General features: G+C 60.6%; 14 protein-coding genes. 6 read left to right on the top strand and 8 right to left on the bottom strand.

The features are described 5' to 3' along the window. Positions 1 to 3 precede the first annotated feature (3 nt). Both ACR0LH_RS11280 and ACR0LH_RS11275 read left to right on the top strand, forming a co-directional pair. Positions 4 to 2,337: an aldehyde dehydrogenase family protein gene (locus tag ACR0LH_RS11280; RefSeq protein ID WP_480721021.1), complete on the top strand. Its 2,334-nt coding sequence runs from the start codon at positions 4 to 6 to the stop codon at positions 2,335 to 2,337. 48 nt (positions 2,338 to 2,385) lie between these two features. After that, positions 2,386 to 2,580, top strand: a complete 195-nt coding sequence (locus ACR0LH_RS11275; protein WP_480721020.1) for an SDR family oxidoreductase — start codon at positions 2,386 to 2,388, stop codon at positions 2,578 to 2,580. A 22-nt stretch (positions 2,581 to 2,602) separates the two neighbouring features. Here the strand turns inward: ACR0LH_RS11275 and ACR0LH_RS11270 are convergent, their stop codons facing one another. The 7 genes from ACR0LH_RS11270 to ACR0LH_RS11240 form a co-directional block, all read right to left on the bottom strand. Further along, positions 2,603 to 3,913 (bottom strand): M16 family metallopeptidase, encoded by a 1,311-nt coding sequence (locus tag ACR0LH_RS11270; protein ID WP_480721019.1) that lies wholly within the window; start codon positions 3,911 to 3,913, stop codon positions 2,603 to 2,605. After that, positions 3,910 to 5,250, bottom strand: coding sequence for a M16 family metallopeptidase (locus ACR0LH_RS11265; RefSeq protein WP_170483648.1), 1,341 nt, complete (start codon positions 5,248 to 5,250; stop codon positions 3,910 to 3,912). The genes ACR0LH_RS11270 and ACR0LH_RS11265 overlap by 4 nt, the downstream gene beginning before the upstream one ends. Positions 5,251 to 5,332: 82 nt before the next feature. Beyond that, a complete protein-coding gene (locus ACR0LH_RS11260; RefSeq protein WP_480721018.1) occupies positions 5,333 to 5,851 on the bottom strand; it encodes a DUF3035 domain-containing protein in 519 nt (172 codons plus the stop codon). Between the two features lie 50 nt (positions 5,852 to 5,901). Next, entirely contained in the window at positions 5,902 to 6,372 is a 471-nt protein-coding gene (lspA, locus tag ACR0LH_RS11255; RefSeq protein ID WP_170387653.1) for a signal peptidase II, read from the bottom strand. After that, positions 6,372 to 7,961: a bifunctional phosphoribosylaminoimidazolecarboxamide formyltransferase/IMP cyclohydrolase gene (purH, locus tag ACR0LH_RS11250; RefSeq protein ID WP_480721016.1), complete on the bottom strand. Its 1,590-nt coding sequence runs from the start codon at positions 7,959 to 7,961 to the stop codon at positions 6,372 to 6,374. The genes lspA and purH overlap by 1 nt, the downstream gene beginning before the upstream one ends. Before the next feature lie 22 nt (positions 7,962 to 7,983). Then, positions 7,984 to 9,723, bottom strand: coding sequence for a heparinase II/III family protein (locus ACR0LH_RS11245; protein WP_480721014.1), 1,740 nt, complete (start codon positions 9,721 to 9,723; stop codon positions 7,984 to 7,986). Between the two features lie 90 nt (positions 9,724 to 9,813). Next, positions 9,814 to 11,070 (bottom strand): RsmB/NOP family class I SAM-dependent RNA methyltransferase, encoded by a 1,257-nt coding sequence (locus tag ACR0LH_RS11240; protein ID WP_480721013.1) that lies wholly within the window; start codon positions 11,068 to 11,070, stop codon positions 9,814 to 9,816. Positions 11,071 to 11,158: 88 nt separating this feature from the next. Here ACR0LH_RS11240 and ACR0LH_RS11235 point away from each other — a divergent pair, with 88 nt between their 5' ends. Beyond that, entirely contained in the window at positions 11,159 to 11,341 is a 183-nt protein-coding gene (locus ACR0LH_RS11235) for a DUF1674 domain-containing protein (protein ID WP_480721011.1), read from the top strand. 4 nt (positions 11,342 to 11,345) lie between these two features. Here ACR0LH_RS11235 and ACR0LH_RS11230 read toward each other — a convergent pair whose 3' ends face one another. Further along, positions 11,346 to 12,200 (bottom strand): LysR family transcriptional regulator, encoded by an 855-nt coding sequence (locus ACR0LH_RS11230; RefSeq protein ID WP_170483635.1) that lies wholly within the window; start codon positions 12,198 to 12,200, stop codon positions 11,346 to 11,348. 99 nt (positions 12,201 to 12,299) lie between these two features. Here ACR0LH_RS11230 and tmpA point away from each other — a divergent pair, with 99 nt between their 5' ends. Genes tmpA through ACR0LH_RS11215 form a run of 3 tightly spaced genes read left to right on the top strand, consistent with a single transcriptional unit; the run spans position 12,300 to position 14,688 of the window. Beyond that, positions 12,300 to 13,436 (top strand): 2-trimethylaminoethylphosphonate dioxygenase, encoded by a 1,137-nt coding sequence (gene tmpA / locus ACR0LH_RS11225; protein WP_480721009.1) that lies wholly within the window; start codon positions 12,300 to 12,302, stop codon positions 13,434 to 13,436. Beyond that, positions 13,433 to 14,023, top strand: coding sequence for a (R)-1-hydroxy-2-trimethylaminoethylphosphonate oxygenase (gene tmpB / locus ACR0LH_RS11220; RefSeq protein WP_170777388.1), 591 nt, complete (start codon positions 13,433 to 13,435; stop codon positions 14,021 to 14,023). The genes tmpA and tmpB overlap by 4 nt, the downstream gene beginning before the upstream one ends. Continuing rightward, positions 14,020 to 14,688: an ureidoglycolate lyase gene (locus ACR0LH_RS11215; protein ID WP_480721007.1), complete on the top strand. Its 669-nt coding sequence runs from the start codon at positions 14,020 to 14,022 to the stop codon at positions 14,686 to 14,688. The genes tmpB and ACR0LH_RS11215 overlap by 4 nt, the downstream gene beginning before the upstream one ends. Positions 14,689 to 14,695 lie beyond the last annotated feature (7 nt).

The raw sequence follows: 14,695 nt of genomic DNA, 5'->3' as shown, positions 1-14,695 counted from the left end.
ACAATGACAGTCAAAGAAATCTTCGAGACCATGGATTACGGCCCCGCCCCCGAAAGCGCTGCCGAGGCGTTGGCCTGGCTGGTCGATCAGGGCGGGAAATTCGGCCACTACATTGACGGTGCCTTCACCAAGCCGGGCAAAGGCTTTGAAAGCCGCAATCCGGCGACCGGAGCGGTTCTGGCCAAGCTGACCCAAGCCAAGCAAGGTGACGTGGACGCCGCCGTTTCCGCCGCTCGCAAAGCGCAGCCAAAGTGGGAGAAACTGGGCGGTGCTGGCCGTGCACGGTACCTCTATGCCATTGCGCGGCTGTTGCAGAAACATTCGCGCCTGTTCGCGGTGCTGGAAAGCCTCGACAATGGCAAGCCGATCCGGGAATCGCGCGACATCGACATCCCTCTGGTCCAGCGGCATTTCTACTATCACGCAGGCATGGCCCAGTTGATGGAGAGCGAGCTGCCCGACGCGCAGGCCTTGGGTGTGTGCGGTCAGATCATTCCGTGGAACTTCCCCCTGCTGATGTTGGCGTGGAAAGTGGCCCCCGCTTTGGCGATGGGGAACACGGTGGTTCTGAAGCCCGCCGAATATACCTCGCTTACCGCGCTGCTGTTTGCCGATATCTGTTCGCAAGCAGGGCTGCCTAAAGGCGTGGTCAATATCGTCACCGGCGACGGTGCGGTGGGCGAGATGATCGTGGCCTCGGATGTGGACAAGATCGCCTTTACCGGCTCGACCGTTGTGGGGCGGCGCATCCGCGAAGCGACGGCGGGTTCAGGCAAGGAACTGACGTTAGAGCTGGGCGGCAAGTCCGCATACATCGTCTTTGACGACGCGGATATTGATTCAGCCATCGAAGGGCTGGTTGATGCGATCTGGTTCAATCAGGGGCAGGTCTGCTGTGCAGGCTCGCGTCTTCTGGTACAGGAAGGGATTGCTGATCGCTTCCATGCCAAACTGCGCGCGCGGATGGACAACCTGCGCATTGGCGACCCGCTGGATAAATGCATCGACGTCGGCGCGGTCGTGGACCCGGTTCAGTTGCAGACCATCAAGGGTATGGTGGAAAGCAACACCGCAGGTGACCTCTATCAAGCCGACTGCGCGCTGCCCGAGAATGGCTGCTACTACCCGCCGACGCTGATTTCGGGGCTGGAGACATCCGATCCGCTGATGCAGGAGGAAATCTTTGGCCCGGTTCTGGTGTCGTCCACCTTCCGCACCCCGTCCGAGGCGGTCGAGCTGGCCAATAACACCCGCTATGGGCTGGCCGCGACGGTCTGGACCGAGAACGTGAACCTCGCGCTGGACATCGCGCCGAAACTGGTTGCCGGCGTGGTCTGGGTGAATGCCACCAACCTGTTTGACGCCGCCGCCGGTTTTGGTGGCGTGCGCGAAAGCGGGTTCGGGCGCGAAGGCGGCTGGGAGGGTCTGACCGCCTATACCAAGCCCAAGGGCAAGACCAAGGCGCTGACGAAACTTGACGCCACCACCGGCGAGGGTGCGCCAATCGATCCGATCGACCGCACTGCAAAAATGTATGTCGGCGGCAAGCAGGCGCGGCCCGATGGCGGCTATTCCAAACCCATTTGGGGCAAATCCGGCCTATTGGGGCATGTGGGTCTGGCGAACCGCAAGGACGTACGCAACGCGGTCGAGGCTGCGGCGGGTGCAAAAGGCTGGTCCAAGACCACGGGCCACCTGCGGGCGCAGATCCTGTATTATATTGGCGAAAACCTCTCGGCCCGAGCGGATGAATTCGCCGCACGGATCGACGCCATGACCGGCGGCAAGACCGGCGCGTCAGAGGTCGAAGCCTCGATTCAGCGCCTGTTCACAGCGGCAGCATGGGCCGACAAGTATGACGGTCAGGTTCACGGAGTGCCGATCCGGGGCGTGGCCATTGCGATGAAGGAACCCGTGGGCGTGATCGGCGCGCTTTGCGCGGATGAGGCACCATTGCTGGGTCTGGTCTCGGCCATGGCCCCGGCGATCGCGATGGGCAACCGGGTGGTTCTGGCCGCGTCCGAGCCTTACCCGCTGGCTGCAACGGATTTCTACCAGATCCTTGAAACCTCGGACGTGCCCGCAGGCGTGGTCAACATCCTGACCGGCAGCCATGCGGAACTGGCGAAACCGCTGGCATCGCATCTGAACGTGGATGCGGTCTGGTCGTTCTCATCCACGGACCTGTCAAAAGAGATCGAGGTCGTCTCGGCCGGAAACCTCAAACGCACGTGGGTCAACAACGCCAAGGCAACCGATTGGAGCGTGGACCAAACGCGCCGGTTCCTTCAGGCTGCGACCGAGGTCAAGAACATCTGGGTGCCCTACGGAGAATAGGGCTCCCGCCTAAAGGCAGGCGTTGATCAGATCACCCGCACCCTGTCCATGGAATGGGGCGTCGATGTCCCCATTGGACGATGGGGCACCGTTCAGGACGTGGCCAATGCCTGCCTGTTTCTCAGCTCGGACATGACCAGCTATATCAGCGGGACTGTTCTATCCGTGGATGGCGCACTTTATCAGCGCGGGTCGGGAAAGTTCGGGCAGATGCTGCGCGCTGCCGCAGGGAAAAAGGGCTAAGCAACGCTCAGCCCCGTTTGCATCAGTTCGTCGTTTCCAGACCTTCAGGCTTGCCGACAACGGTGAAATGCAGCCCTTCGGGGTCAAGCAATTCACTGGCCACGCGGTTCACGTCTTGCAGCGTGACCGCGTTTACCTTGTCGTTGCGGGTCGAGATGTAGTCAATCGGCAGGTCGTCCATCTGCATCCCGACCATGATGCTGGCAATCTGGCCGTTCCCGTCAAACCGCAGCGGATAGGCCCCGGTCAGATAGGTCTTGGCATCATCCAGCTCTTTCTGCGTCACCCCTTCGGACGCCGCGCGTGCCCATTCGTTTCGGATCACGTCAACCGCCTCGGCGATGCGATCATTCGCGGACGACACCGACCCCAGATAGACCGAGGCCAAGTCCTTGGGCACGAGATAGGTCGCCACGCCATAGGTCAGCCCACGCTTTTCTCGCACTTCCTGCATCAGGCGGCTTTCAAATCCACCGCCACCCAGAATGTGGTTCAGAACAAACGCGGCAAAGAAATCGGGATCGTCGCGATCAATGCCTGCATGCCCGAACAAGGCGACAGACTGCGGAGTGTCAAACTCAACGACGCTGACACCGCCGGGAATAGTAACCTCGGCACGGTCAGGAATTGGCTTTCCGGTCTCGGGCAGATCGGCCAGCAGTTTATCCAGCAGAACACCAAGCTCCTCGGCCGTTATGTCCCCTACGGCACCTACATACAGCCGGTCCTTCGCAAACACGTTCGCAAAAGCGGTGGCAACGTCGGCACGGGTCAGGGCGGTCACACTGTCAATGGTGCCTTTCCCCTCGGACCCATAAGGATGGTCTCCATAGGCCATACGCGCAAAATTGCGCCCAGCGATATCATTTGGGTCTGTCTGGTCCGAACGCAGACCCGACAGGACCTGCGCCCTGACACGATCGACGGCATCCTGATCGAACCGAGGTTCGTGGAGCGTGGTGTGCAGCAGATCAATCACCTCATCCCGGTTTTCGGTCAAAAACTGAGCTGAGACAGAAACCGTGTCGTCGCTTGCGTTATATCTGAACGAAGCCGCCAACGATTCCAATTCGCGCGCATAGGTGCGGGCGTCCATGTCCCCGGCCCCTTCTTCGATCAGGCCGCTCATCAGATATGTGGCCCCGCGCTTGTCAGGATCATCCAATGACGTACCCCCCCGAAAGCGCAGTTCCAGCGCGGTGAAGGGGATCGAGTGATCTTCGACCAGCCAAGCCGTGATCCCGCCGGGTGAGGTGACCTCCTGAATCTCAATCTCGGCCCATGCGGGCAATGCGATGACAAATGCGATCAGGGTTGCGAAAATCCGTTTCATTGCGTCACCTCGTCGTCACGCATCAGCCAGCCGGTTACAGAAGCCTCGGGCTGGAACACTTCGCGGGCCGCAGCTATGATCTCGTCTCCGGTCACGGCCTGAAGGATATCGGGCCACGCCTGCACATCCTCGACCGTCAACCCGCTGGTCAGGGCACGGCCATACCGGTTGCCAATACCATCCACGTTGTCGCGCGCATAAGTTTGCGAGGCGCGAAGCTGCATCTTGATCCGATCCAGATCCTCTTGGTTCACACCTTCGGCAATAAAGTCAGCCACGGCCTGATCCATAGCATCTTCTGCTTCCTGCAAGGACACGCCCTGCGCGGGTACGATCAGCAGGTCAAAGGTTGTATCGTCCAGTGACACGCCGCGATAGAAAGCGGCTGTATAAACGGCTTTCTGCTGCTCGAATTGCAGCTTTTCGTTTAAATAGGCTGTGTTTCCACCGCCCAGCAATTCTGCCAGCAAGAACAGCGCGGCCGCTTTTTCCTGCGCACCGGGGTCACGCTCGGGCGCGAGGTAGCTGCGCTGAACATAAGGCTGCGATACGCGCGGGTCTTTGTAGGTCAGGCGACGCTCGGCGGTTTGCGGTGGTTCCTGAGACCGAACCCGTTCGGGCAGGTCCGGGTTGGCGGGGATCACGCCATAATACTGATCCGCCAGTGCCTTGACCTCGTCAGGCTGCACATCGCCCGTGACCACAAGGATCGCGTTGTTTGGCGCATAGTGGGTCTGGTAGAAGGACAGCGCGTCCTCCATGTCCAGCGTTTCCATCTCATGCCGCCAGCCGATGATCGGAACGCCGTAACGGTGGTTCAGGTACTGCGCGGCGTTCATCTGTTCGCCAAACAGGGCACGCGGGTTGTTTTCGGTGCGCTGGTTGCGTTCTTCAAGGATCACGTCACGCTCGGTGCGGATATCTTCGTCGGACAAGCGGATGTTGCGCATCCGGTCCGCTTCCATCTGCATCATCAATTCCAGCCTGTCGGCTGCAACACGCTGAAAATAGGCGGTATAGTCATACGACGTGAACGCGTTGTCATTGCCGCCATTGGCAGCGACGGTTGTAGAAAACTCACCCGGAGCAAGCGTATCCGTACCCTTGAACAGCAAATGTTCCAGGAAATGGGCGACGCCGGACGAGCCTACGGGCTCGTCAGCTGACCCTGCGCGATACCAGACCATATGCTGCACCACCGGAGCGCGGTGATCTTCAACCACGACGACATCCATGCCGTTGTCCAGCGTGAAGGTAGTGACCGCCTCAAGGCCATCTTCGGCAAAAACCGGTGTGGCGGCGATCAGGGCGGCCGACAATGCCAAGGCCCGAACCATAGGGCATCCTCCGTTTCGTTTTGTGATGTTCAAACTACGGTGGTGCGGCGCAGGTTCAAGGCCGATAACGAAAAGTTAAGGATTATTCATCGACCGGTGGCGAGGAAGGCGTTTCTATACCCGCACGCCGCGCAGCTTCGTTCTGAAGATCGGCATCAAGGGCTTCGCGGCGATATATCTGTGAGTAACGGTCCACCTTGAACAGGCGCAACCGGGTCCAGCGACCCTGCTTCTTACGGAACGCGGCGTCTTCGGATTCAACGACTTGCCGTGTGTTCGACGGCACACCATAACGGCTCGAGGCGGTCACAAGCGCCGCGTCAGTCGACGGGATCGGTGTGTTCGGGTTCAACGCCGCAGCACTACCGCCCAGCGCCACGACCGCGTCCGCGTTGGGCGTCGGGTCCGTCAGATTGCCCCCGCCGGGTGTCGGAGCTGGCAGAAACTGGTAGTCCTTTGGCTGCGTCAGCGGCTTGACCGGCAAGACCGAGAATTCATCCGGCCCCGGGCCCGGCGCCTCAAGATGGCGCAAGCCGATATCGGAACATCCCGCCGTGGTAACGGCCAATGTCACTGCAATAATGGAACGCGGCAACCGCATCAAAGTCTCCAGCCTGTTTGAGGGGCTTTTATCGCATTTCCCCGGGCGCGTCACGAGTGCTTTTTGCCGTCGAACAGCATCAAACCGATCGCTCCTGCAAAAATGAAGACATCTGCAAGGTTGAACACAAAGGGATTGTCGATACCGCAGCAGGACATATTCAGAAAATCCAGAACATAACCGTAGAGAACACGGTCAATGACATTTCCCAACGCGCCTCCAATCAGAAGCCCGCCGGACAGCAGCACTATTCGCGAAGGGGCAGAGCGCAGCAACCAGATCAGAACGGCGACGGAAATCACCAGTGAAACGCCGATCAGCACCCACCGAGAAGCGTCGCTGTCCCCTTGGAACAACCCGAAATTGATACCCCGATTCTCGCCGTACTTGAACACCAGCAGGGGCGGCAGAACATCGATACTGCCCTCGGCCACGCGCATGACATGCACGACCAGATACTTGCTGATTTGGTCGATCGCAATCGCGCCTAGCGCGGCCCAGAGCAGTAGACGATACCCCATCAGTGGCGGAAATGGCGCATGCCGGTGAAGACCATCGCAAGACCGGCCTCGTCCGCCGCTGCGATCACCTCGTCATCGCGCATCGAGCCGCCGGGCTGGATCACGCAGGTCGCGCCAGCCTCTGCCGCCTCCATCAACCCGTCGGGGAAGGGGAAGAACGCGTCCGACGCCACCGCCGAGCCGATGGTCAGCGGTTGGGCCAAGCCCAGCACGTCGGCCATGCGTTCAGCTTTCTTGGCCGCGATCAGGGCCGAGTCCACGCGGCTCATCTGGCCTGCGCCCACACCCACGGTCGCGCCATCCTTGACGTAGACGATGGCGTTGGATTTGACATGTTTTGCGACTTTCCACGCGAATAGAAGATCGCGCATCTGTTCCTCGGTCGGGGCCTTCTTGGTGACGACTTTCAGGTCGTCCATGCCAACAAAGCCGTTGTCCTTATCCTGCACCAGCAGGCCGCCGGCCACCTGACGCACGGTCTTGCCGCCTGCGGTCACATCCGGCAGCGCCTCGGTCGTCAGCAGGCGCAGGTTCTTCTTTGCGGCGAAGATCGCCTTGGCTTCGTCCGAAGCGCCGGGGGTAATCACGACCTCGGTGAAAATCCCGGTGATCTCTTGCGCGGTTTCCGCGTCCAAAGGCTGATTCAGCGCAACGATCCCGCCAAAAGCCGAGGTGCGGTCGCAATCGAAGGCAGACTTGTATGCCTCTAGCAGAGTTGCGCCCGTAGCAACGCCACACGGGTTGGCATGTTTGATGATGGCGCAGGCCGCCCCTTTCGCCGGGTCAAACTCAGCCACCAATTCAAACGCCGCATCGGTGTCATTGATGTTGTTATAGCTCAGTTCCTTGCCCTGATGCTGTACGGCAGTCGCCACGCCGGGGCGGTTTGTGCCGTCCGTATAGAACGCGGCTTGTTGGTGGCTGTTCTCGCCATAGCGCAGGGTCTGCTTCAACTCACCAGCGAAGGCACGGCGCTTGGGCGCCTCAAGCTGCAATGCATCGGCCATCCAATTCGACACGGCGGTATCATAGGCAGCGGTTCGGGCATACGCCTTTTGCGCCAGCCATTGACGGAAACCCAGTGAGGTCTTGCCGTAGTTTTCCTCTAGCTGATCCAACAGCGACGTGTAGTCTTCGACGTCCACCACAACATTCACAAAAGCATGGTTCTTGGACGCCGCGCGGATCATCGCCGGGCCGCCGATGTCAATGTTTTCGATGCACTCGTCATAGCCTGCGCCTTTGGCGACAGTTGCCTCGAACGGATAGAGATTCACCACCAGCAGGTCGATCGCGCCAATGCCGTGTTCTTCCATCGCCGCGACATGGGTGTCATTGTCGCGCAGAGCCAGCAGCCCGCCATGCACCATCGGATGCAGGGTTTTCACCCGACCGTCCATCATTTCGGGAAAACCGGTAACCTCGCTGACATCCTTGACCTCAAGCCCCGCATCCCGCAGCGCCTTGGCGGTGCCGCCGGTCGACAACAGCTCGACCCCGCGCTCGGCCAGCGCCTTTCCCAGGTCAATCAGCCCTGTCTTGTCGGAAACGGAAAGCAACGCGCGGCGCACGGGGTGAAGATCGGTCATGGGTCCAAAGGTCCTTTTGGCGTCAGTCGAATACGGGCTCGTCCCGGTGCACGTCGCGCACGGCATAGGCTGTATCCTGCGCCTTGCTAAACGTCCACTGGATGCGCGTCGCATACTCCATCGCGCGGCCAGATAGAACGATCTGTTTTGTCGCGCGTGGCTTCAGACGCCCTTTCTCAAGGTAAACGCTTGGTTCAACAGATAATTTAGAAACCCCGTCGTGGCGGAACACCCAAATTTCACCGCTCTTGAGCGCCATCGACACCGCCGCACCGCCCAGATCAATGGCCGCATCCACATCAGGATGCAGATGAAACCTTACGTCAAACTCGATTCCCTGGAGTGTCGAGGCATCCATCGCCTTGTTGAATTGTCGCTTGGCCTTGTCGGTCGCGGTCAGCAGGATGTCTTCACCCGTCAATTCACGCCCGTCAAAGCGCAACTCGAACGTGCGCGCATGAGTCAGCCCGAAAACCTTGGCATAGCCATCGTGCCCTGCCATGAACCGTCTGCCTTCAAAAGCGTCCTCGAACTCGACCGGCACGTCCTGCGGCGCGTCAACCAGAGCCTCTTTTTCGGTCCCCGCGACCGGGTCCGTCAAACGAGCGCTGGAATAGCCGTCCAGACACAAAGTCGAATGAGACGGCGTAGCGCGCCCGGCCCGACGCCATTCAAGCCCGAAACTCTCACCCGCTCCGCAATTTACGATCAGCGGCCGCCGACCGGACGTCATTTCAAACGCCAATGTCGACGCATGTGCGTTGTAGGACGCAGCCCCTTTCGGAGGCGGGCTGGCGTCGACGATTACGCTGGTCCGCGCCGCGTACAGCCTGGCGAACCCCATCGTCAGCCCGTCCGCATGTTGCGGCCGAACCCCGCTTTGGGCCAAAGCTTGATCCAGCCGCCCTTCTAACCCGCGACCGCCCCCATGAAACCGCGCCAACGCGCCGTCCGAATGTCGTAGATTTCGTAAGGTGGGCGCGATCCGTTTGATCGCGTCGGCCTGTGCTGCTGGCGTGCCCCGGCCCAACTCACTGAGAGCAGCCGATGTCCAGGCAAGCAACGTAAACACTTCCAGCAATTCTTCGGGGTTTCGCGTCGATATACCACCCTTTTGATCAATCTGCTTTTCGCACTCTCGCGCAAGGGCGCGAAGGGCCGGATCAGCCATCTGCTCTAGGCCCTGCAGCGCCAGCCCCGCCTGCACCAGCCCCGCCAATGCCTCGAACCGAGGAAGCCCGGGTGTCGCGGCCCGCCACCGCTTGGACAGGAACCACGATTGCTGCGCCAGAGAGCGAAAGAATACTCTGGTCTGCTTTTCGTCCATTCCGCGCAGCAAAAACGCCGAATGGTTGATCCAACGTAAAACGCGTCGACCTGTCAGGTCCGGTGCCCAGCCTGGCCCCTGACCGCGCCCATGCGCGTCAATCCAACCCCAGATCCAGCGTTGCGCCTTTTCGCGCGCCCGCATATCCCCGACGGCGGCCAGATCATCCAACCATGCAAACCCGTGGCGTTCGCTATCGAAACCGGTACTTGGCGCAGTCACGTCCCACAGGCCGGTATCCTGCGCCTCGACCAGAAATCCGGCGAACAGCAAGTTACCCGCCACAAGCTGCCGACCGCGTGCGAATGAGCCTACTGTGCGCGGCTCGGGCTCACCCACAAACCCGGCGACGGCTTTGCGCCGCTGACTGAACCGCGCGTAAATACGGTTCTGAAACCGCGTCCATCGATTGGCCATGGTATCTGAGTTCGACATGCCGCTCGTTACTCTGCCTCTTGCGCTCTGCTGGCGCCTGAGACCCAACGATAGACCGCCCCGCCCGTCAAGTCACCGAAAAGCGTCGACCTATGCCGATTTGTTCAGGCACGCGATATAGAACCCATCCATTCCACCGCGATCCGCCCAGTAATCGGGACGCAGACGCAGGCCGCCTTCCTCAGTGATCCAGTCTTTTTCGACCCCAGCCACCATGACGGCCTCGCGATCGACCTGCATGTCGGGATATTGGGGCAACGCCTCCTCGATCTGAACCTCACCCTCGTCGGGCAACAGGGAACAGGTGCAATACACCAACCGCCCGCCCCGTTTCAGCAGGGTCCAGGCATGTGCCAGCATCTGGGCCTGAAGCTCGATCAGCCCGCCGAATTCCGATCCGTCCTTGGCAAAGGGCAAATCAGGGTGCCGCCGAATGGTGCCCGTGGCGGAACATGGCGCGTCCAACAGAATGGCATCGTACTGGCCCTGATGCTCCAACGCATCCCCAGCGATGACTGTGGCCTTCAGCCCGGTGCGCACAAGGTTTTCCCGCACACGCTCGAGCCGCGACTCCGAGATGTCCAGCGCCGTGACTTCGGCCCCTTCTGCTGCCAACTGCAAGGTCTTGCCGCCCGGTGCGGCACACAGGTCCAGTATTTTCTCGCCCGGTTTGGGTGCCAGCACTCGAACCGGCAGCGCCGCCGCCGCGTCTTGCACCCACCAGTCGCCGCGATCATATCCCGGCAACGCCGAGACCTGACCCGCATCACGCACCCGACGCGATCCGGTCGGCAAAGCCTCACCCGGACCAGCGACACTGGGCTTGGCGGATATATCCAACGGAGCGCCGTCGAAATGTGCCTTTTCCATGCCTGCCACCGCCTCGGCACCCCATGCCATGACAAGCGGGTCGCGCAACCATTCGGGCAGGCGCGGCACACGCATCTTTGGCCAGGCGTCCGGCCCTTCGGCGGCCACTTTGCGCAGAACTGCGTTCACCAACCCCTTGAGGCGGCCGTGCTTGCGCGAGCGGCCCACGATTTCGACCATGGAATTGACGACACCATGCGCCGCCTCACCGTGGCACAGCTCAACCGCGCCAAGACGCAGGGCGTTGTGGACCGTCAGTGCAGGTGTCCGGTTCAGGTGATTGTCCAGCAGACGGTCGGCCCGCTCTAATCCGCGCAGGGTTTCCAGCGTCAGGCGCTGCGCCCGCGCGCGATCTTCTGGGCCCAATCTGTCCAGTGCGCCGGCGGCCAGACACTCGGGCAACAGCCGTCCTTCTCCTAGGATCTGATCCAGCAGATAGATCGCGCTGCGTCGCGCTGCCGTTGCGTTGTCGGACATGGAATCGCCTTTCGATACGCCGCGCTTGCATTGCCAAGCGGGGACGGGGGCGTATATCAAGCCCAAGCACGGAAAGGAACCCGATGTCATGAGCGACGACCGCAAAGACCTGCCCCCTGCCGCCCAGCGCGCTTTGGCCGAAGCCGAAGAACGCCGCCGCAAGGCCGAGGCCAAGGGAAAAGAGATGCCAAAGGAACTAGGCGGGCGCGATGGCCCCGATCCGGCGCGTTATGGCGATTGGGAAAAGAAAGGCATCGCGATCGACTTCTGATTGCCTAGCCGCGCAGCGCTTCCAGAAAATCCCATATGAGGGCGCGTTGCTTTTTTGACTTTAACCGATCCTCTGGCCAGGTCAGCCAATACCCGTCTCTGGTTTCAAGCTCCGGCAAGTCCAACCGGCATAGCTGACCGTTCTGCAGGTTGCCCCGGGCCAATGGGACAGAGCCCAGAACAACCCCCATTCCCTGCCGCGCAGCGACAATGGCGTGGCCCATTGAATCAAAGCTCACCGGCATTGGCGGCAGGTCTTCCACTCCGGCTTTCCGCGCCCAATCCCGCCACCCCGGTCTTTCACCGCGCTGATCGACAAGAGGGGCACCCCATTCAACACCGGGCGCAGCCATGGGAACCAGCACTTCTTGCGCGATCAACGCCGCTTCGCGCCCCGGCCAAGCCCCTTTGCCGTACCGGATCTGCAACCAGGTCTTTTCTTCATTCAGTGATGACCTGCGGGCCATTGAATCCGTCAACACCCGGACCTTGGGGCGCATTTCCAGAAAACCTGGAATACGCGGCAATACCAAGGCGTAAATATGCGAGGACAATCCCGCCACGCGCAATTCGCGCGGCGATTTTCCGAAAAGATCCTCGGTATTGCGCTCTAACGCCTGAAGGCTTTCCTGAACCAAGGGCAGATAGCTTTCACCCTCAACCGTAAGCGACACACCGCGCGCCTCGCGCACGAACAATGTCCGACCCAACCACGCCTCAAGGTTCCCGATGCGCTGACTGACAGCCGCCTGCGTCAACCCGAACTCGCGCGCTGCGGCTGAGAACCCGCCCAGTCGTCCGGCTGCCTCGAACACGCGCAGCCAGTCCAACGGCGGCAATCCGATCTTTTTCTTAGACATAAGATTTTCCAACCCTCAGTAGAAATAAGGATTAATTGTGGTAATGCCATAATAGGCGTATCTGCTCAACCAGAGACCGCGCCGAACAGGAGAGACCCCATGCTGCGCTCCGTCACCCATGAACCTTCCGTCGTGACCGTTGAATTTGCCGACGGGACCAGATCGCGTTTTCATGCCATCTGGCTGCGCGACAACGCCCTTGATCCAGAAACGCGCGCGACCGGCAATGGCCAGCGCCTGATCACCATAGGCGACATACCGGCCGAGACCTCGGTCAGCGCTGCCGAAGTTACAAACGGCGATCTTCGGGTCACGTTCCAACCCGAGGATAAAACCGTCTCTTTTCCGGCCAACTGGCTTGCCACCCACAGCTATGACCGGGACCAGAAAGGTGCTTTTGGGCGCATTTCCCCAGACCTGACGACTTGGGAGCGCGGCATGGCAGCGCCCAGCGCAGACTGGACCGAGGTGCACACCGACCCCGCGATCAAGCGCGACTGGCTGGCCTCTGTCGCCGAATACGGGTTCGCCAAACTGACCGCAGGCCCGACCGAGCCAGAGTCGCTGCTCAAAGTGGCCGATCTATTTGGGTATGTGCGTGAAACCAACTACGGCCCATATTTCGAGGTTCGGACCGAAGTGAACCCGACAAACCTGGCCTTTACCGGCCTCGGGCTTCAGGCGCATACCGACAACCCCTATCGCGATCCTGTGCCGACACTTCAAATTCTCTACTGCCTCGAAAACAGCGCCGAAGGCGGGGATTCGATCGTGGTGGACGGGTTCCGGGCTGCCGAACGGCTAAACAGTGAAAATCCCGAAGGGTTTGCATTGCTGGCGGGCTACCCGGCTCGGTTTGAGTATGTTGGTTCCGACGGGGTTTGCCTGCGCTCACGCCGACCCATGATCGAGCTGTCGCCGGACGGAGAGCTGATCGGCATCCGTTTCAACAACCGCTCGACCGCGCCTCTGGTCGATGTCCCGTTCGACAAGATGGAAGCGTATTACACCGCCTACCGCCAACTGGGTGCGATCATCGACGATCCTGCGATGGGCGTGCCGTTCAAGCTGGAACCCGGCGAGAGCTTTATCGTCGACAATACCCGCGTCCTTCATGCGCGGCTGGGATATTCTGGGGCGGGGTCGCGTTGGTTGCAGGGCTGCTACGCGGACAAGGACGGCCTGCTGTCGACCTTGGCGGCAATGGAGTTGGGACAACAGGAGGCAGCGGAATGAAACCGGATTTCTCAACCCTGAACCGCGACAACATCGTCGCGTTCATCGGCGATATCTTCACGCGTCGGGGCGGCGAAGAGTATTTGGGCGAACCCGTCACGATGGCCGAGCATATGCTTCAGGGCGCGACGATTGCCGAACAGAACGGCATGGCCGAAGAAATCATCGTCGGAGCGTTGCTGCATGACATCGGCCATTTCACGTCCGAGTTCGGCACCTATCATCCTGACGACACCGAAGACCGCCACCACGAGGATGCAGGCGCAAAGGTGCTAGAGCAGTTCTTTCCCTCGGTCATCACCGATTGCTGCCGTTACCACGTTGCCGCCAAGCGGTATCTGTGCGCCACAAAGCCGGACTATTTCAACCGCCTGTCCGACGCCTCCGTTCACACTCTGGAATTGCAGGGCGGACCGATGAGCGCCGAGGAAGTCGCCGAATTTGAAGCCAATCCAAACCTGAAAGAGATCGTTCAGGTCCGGTATCTGGACGAGGCCGGCAAGCGGCCAGACATGGAAACACCCGATTTTTCCCATTTTGCGCCGATGGTGCAGCGCATGGTCGACAAGCATATGGAGGTCGCATGAACGCCCCGGAATACATTTTTGAAGCCAGCTCCAAGCCCTCGCTACCCTGGCACGAACTCCCTCTGATCCGCGCCACCGACGAGTCGGTCAAGTGCTATGGCTGTCTGGTCGAAGATCCAAAGGGGTTCGAGATCGAAATCACCCGCTGGCCGCAGCAGGGCTGGCGTCCCATCGACGAAGGGACGGGTGACGAAGGCGGCTGGGTCGAAGGCACATTCAGCGGCGAGTGGAAGGGCGATGTGCTTTACGGCAGGAACGAAGCGGTGGGCGGTCACTATGTTCTCGGCTGGTCGACGGACCCGCAGCAGGCACAGGCGGACAGCCAGACTGCTCCGCGTGATCAGGTGTTGCTGTGGCATATGAATTACCACCCGGACGGGGGGCAGATGTTCTGGCCGCTGGACAACAAGCCCTTTATCGTTCCCGCAGCCCTGCCCGGCGACAACCTGACGCCAGACAAGGTTGTGGCGTTCTGGTGCGACGGTTCGCGCGGGCTTTATATCCATCCCGGCATCTGGCACGAAGGGATCTTCCCCGTGGAAGACAATCAACGGTTCCTTGACAGACAGGGCGCAGTTCATGCGCGGGTCAGCGCGGATATCGGAAAGGAATTCGGGGTTTACCTCGCCTGCCCACTTCGTGCGGACAAGATCAAGTCGCTTTAGGGTTCGA

Source organism: Ruegeria sp. CL6 (genome assembly GCF_056536465.1).
Note: the sequence above shows the minus strand (reverse complement) of the source record. Positions and strands in the feature narration are given on the sequence as shown.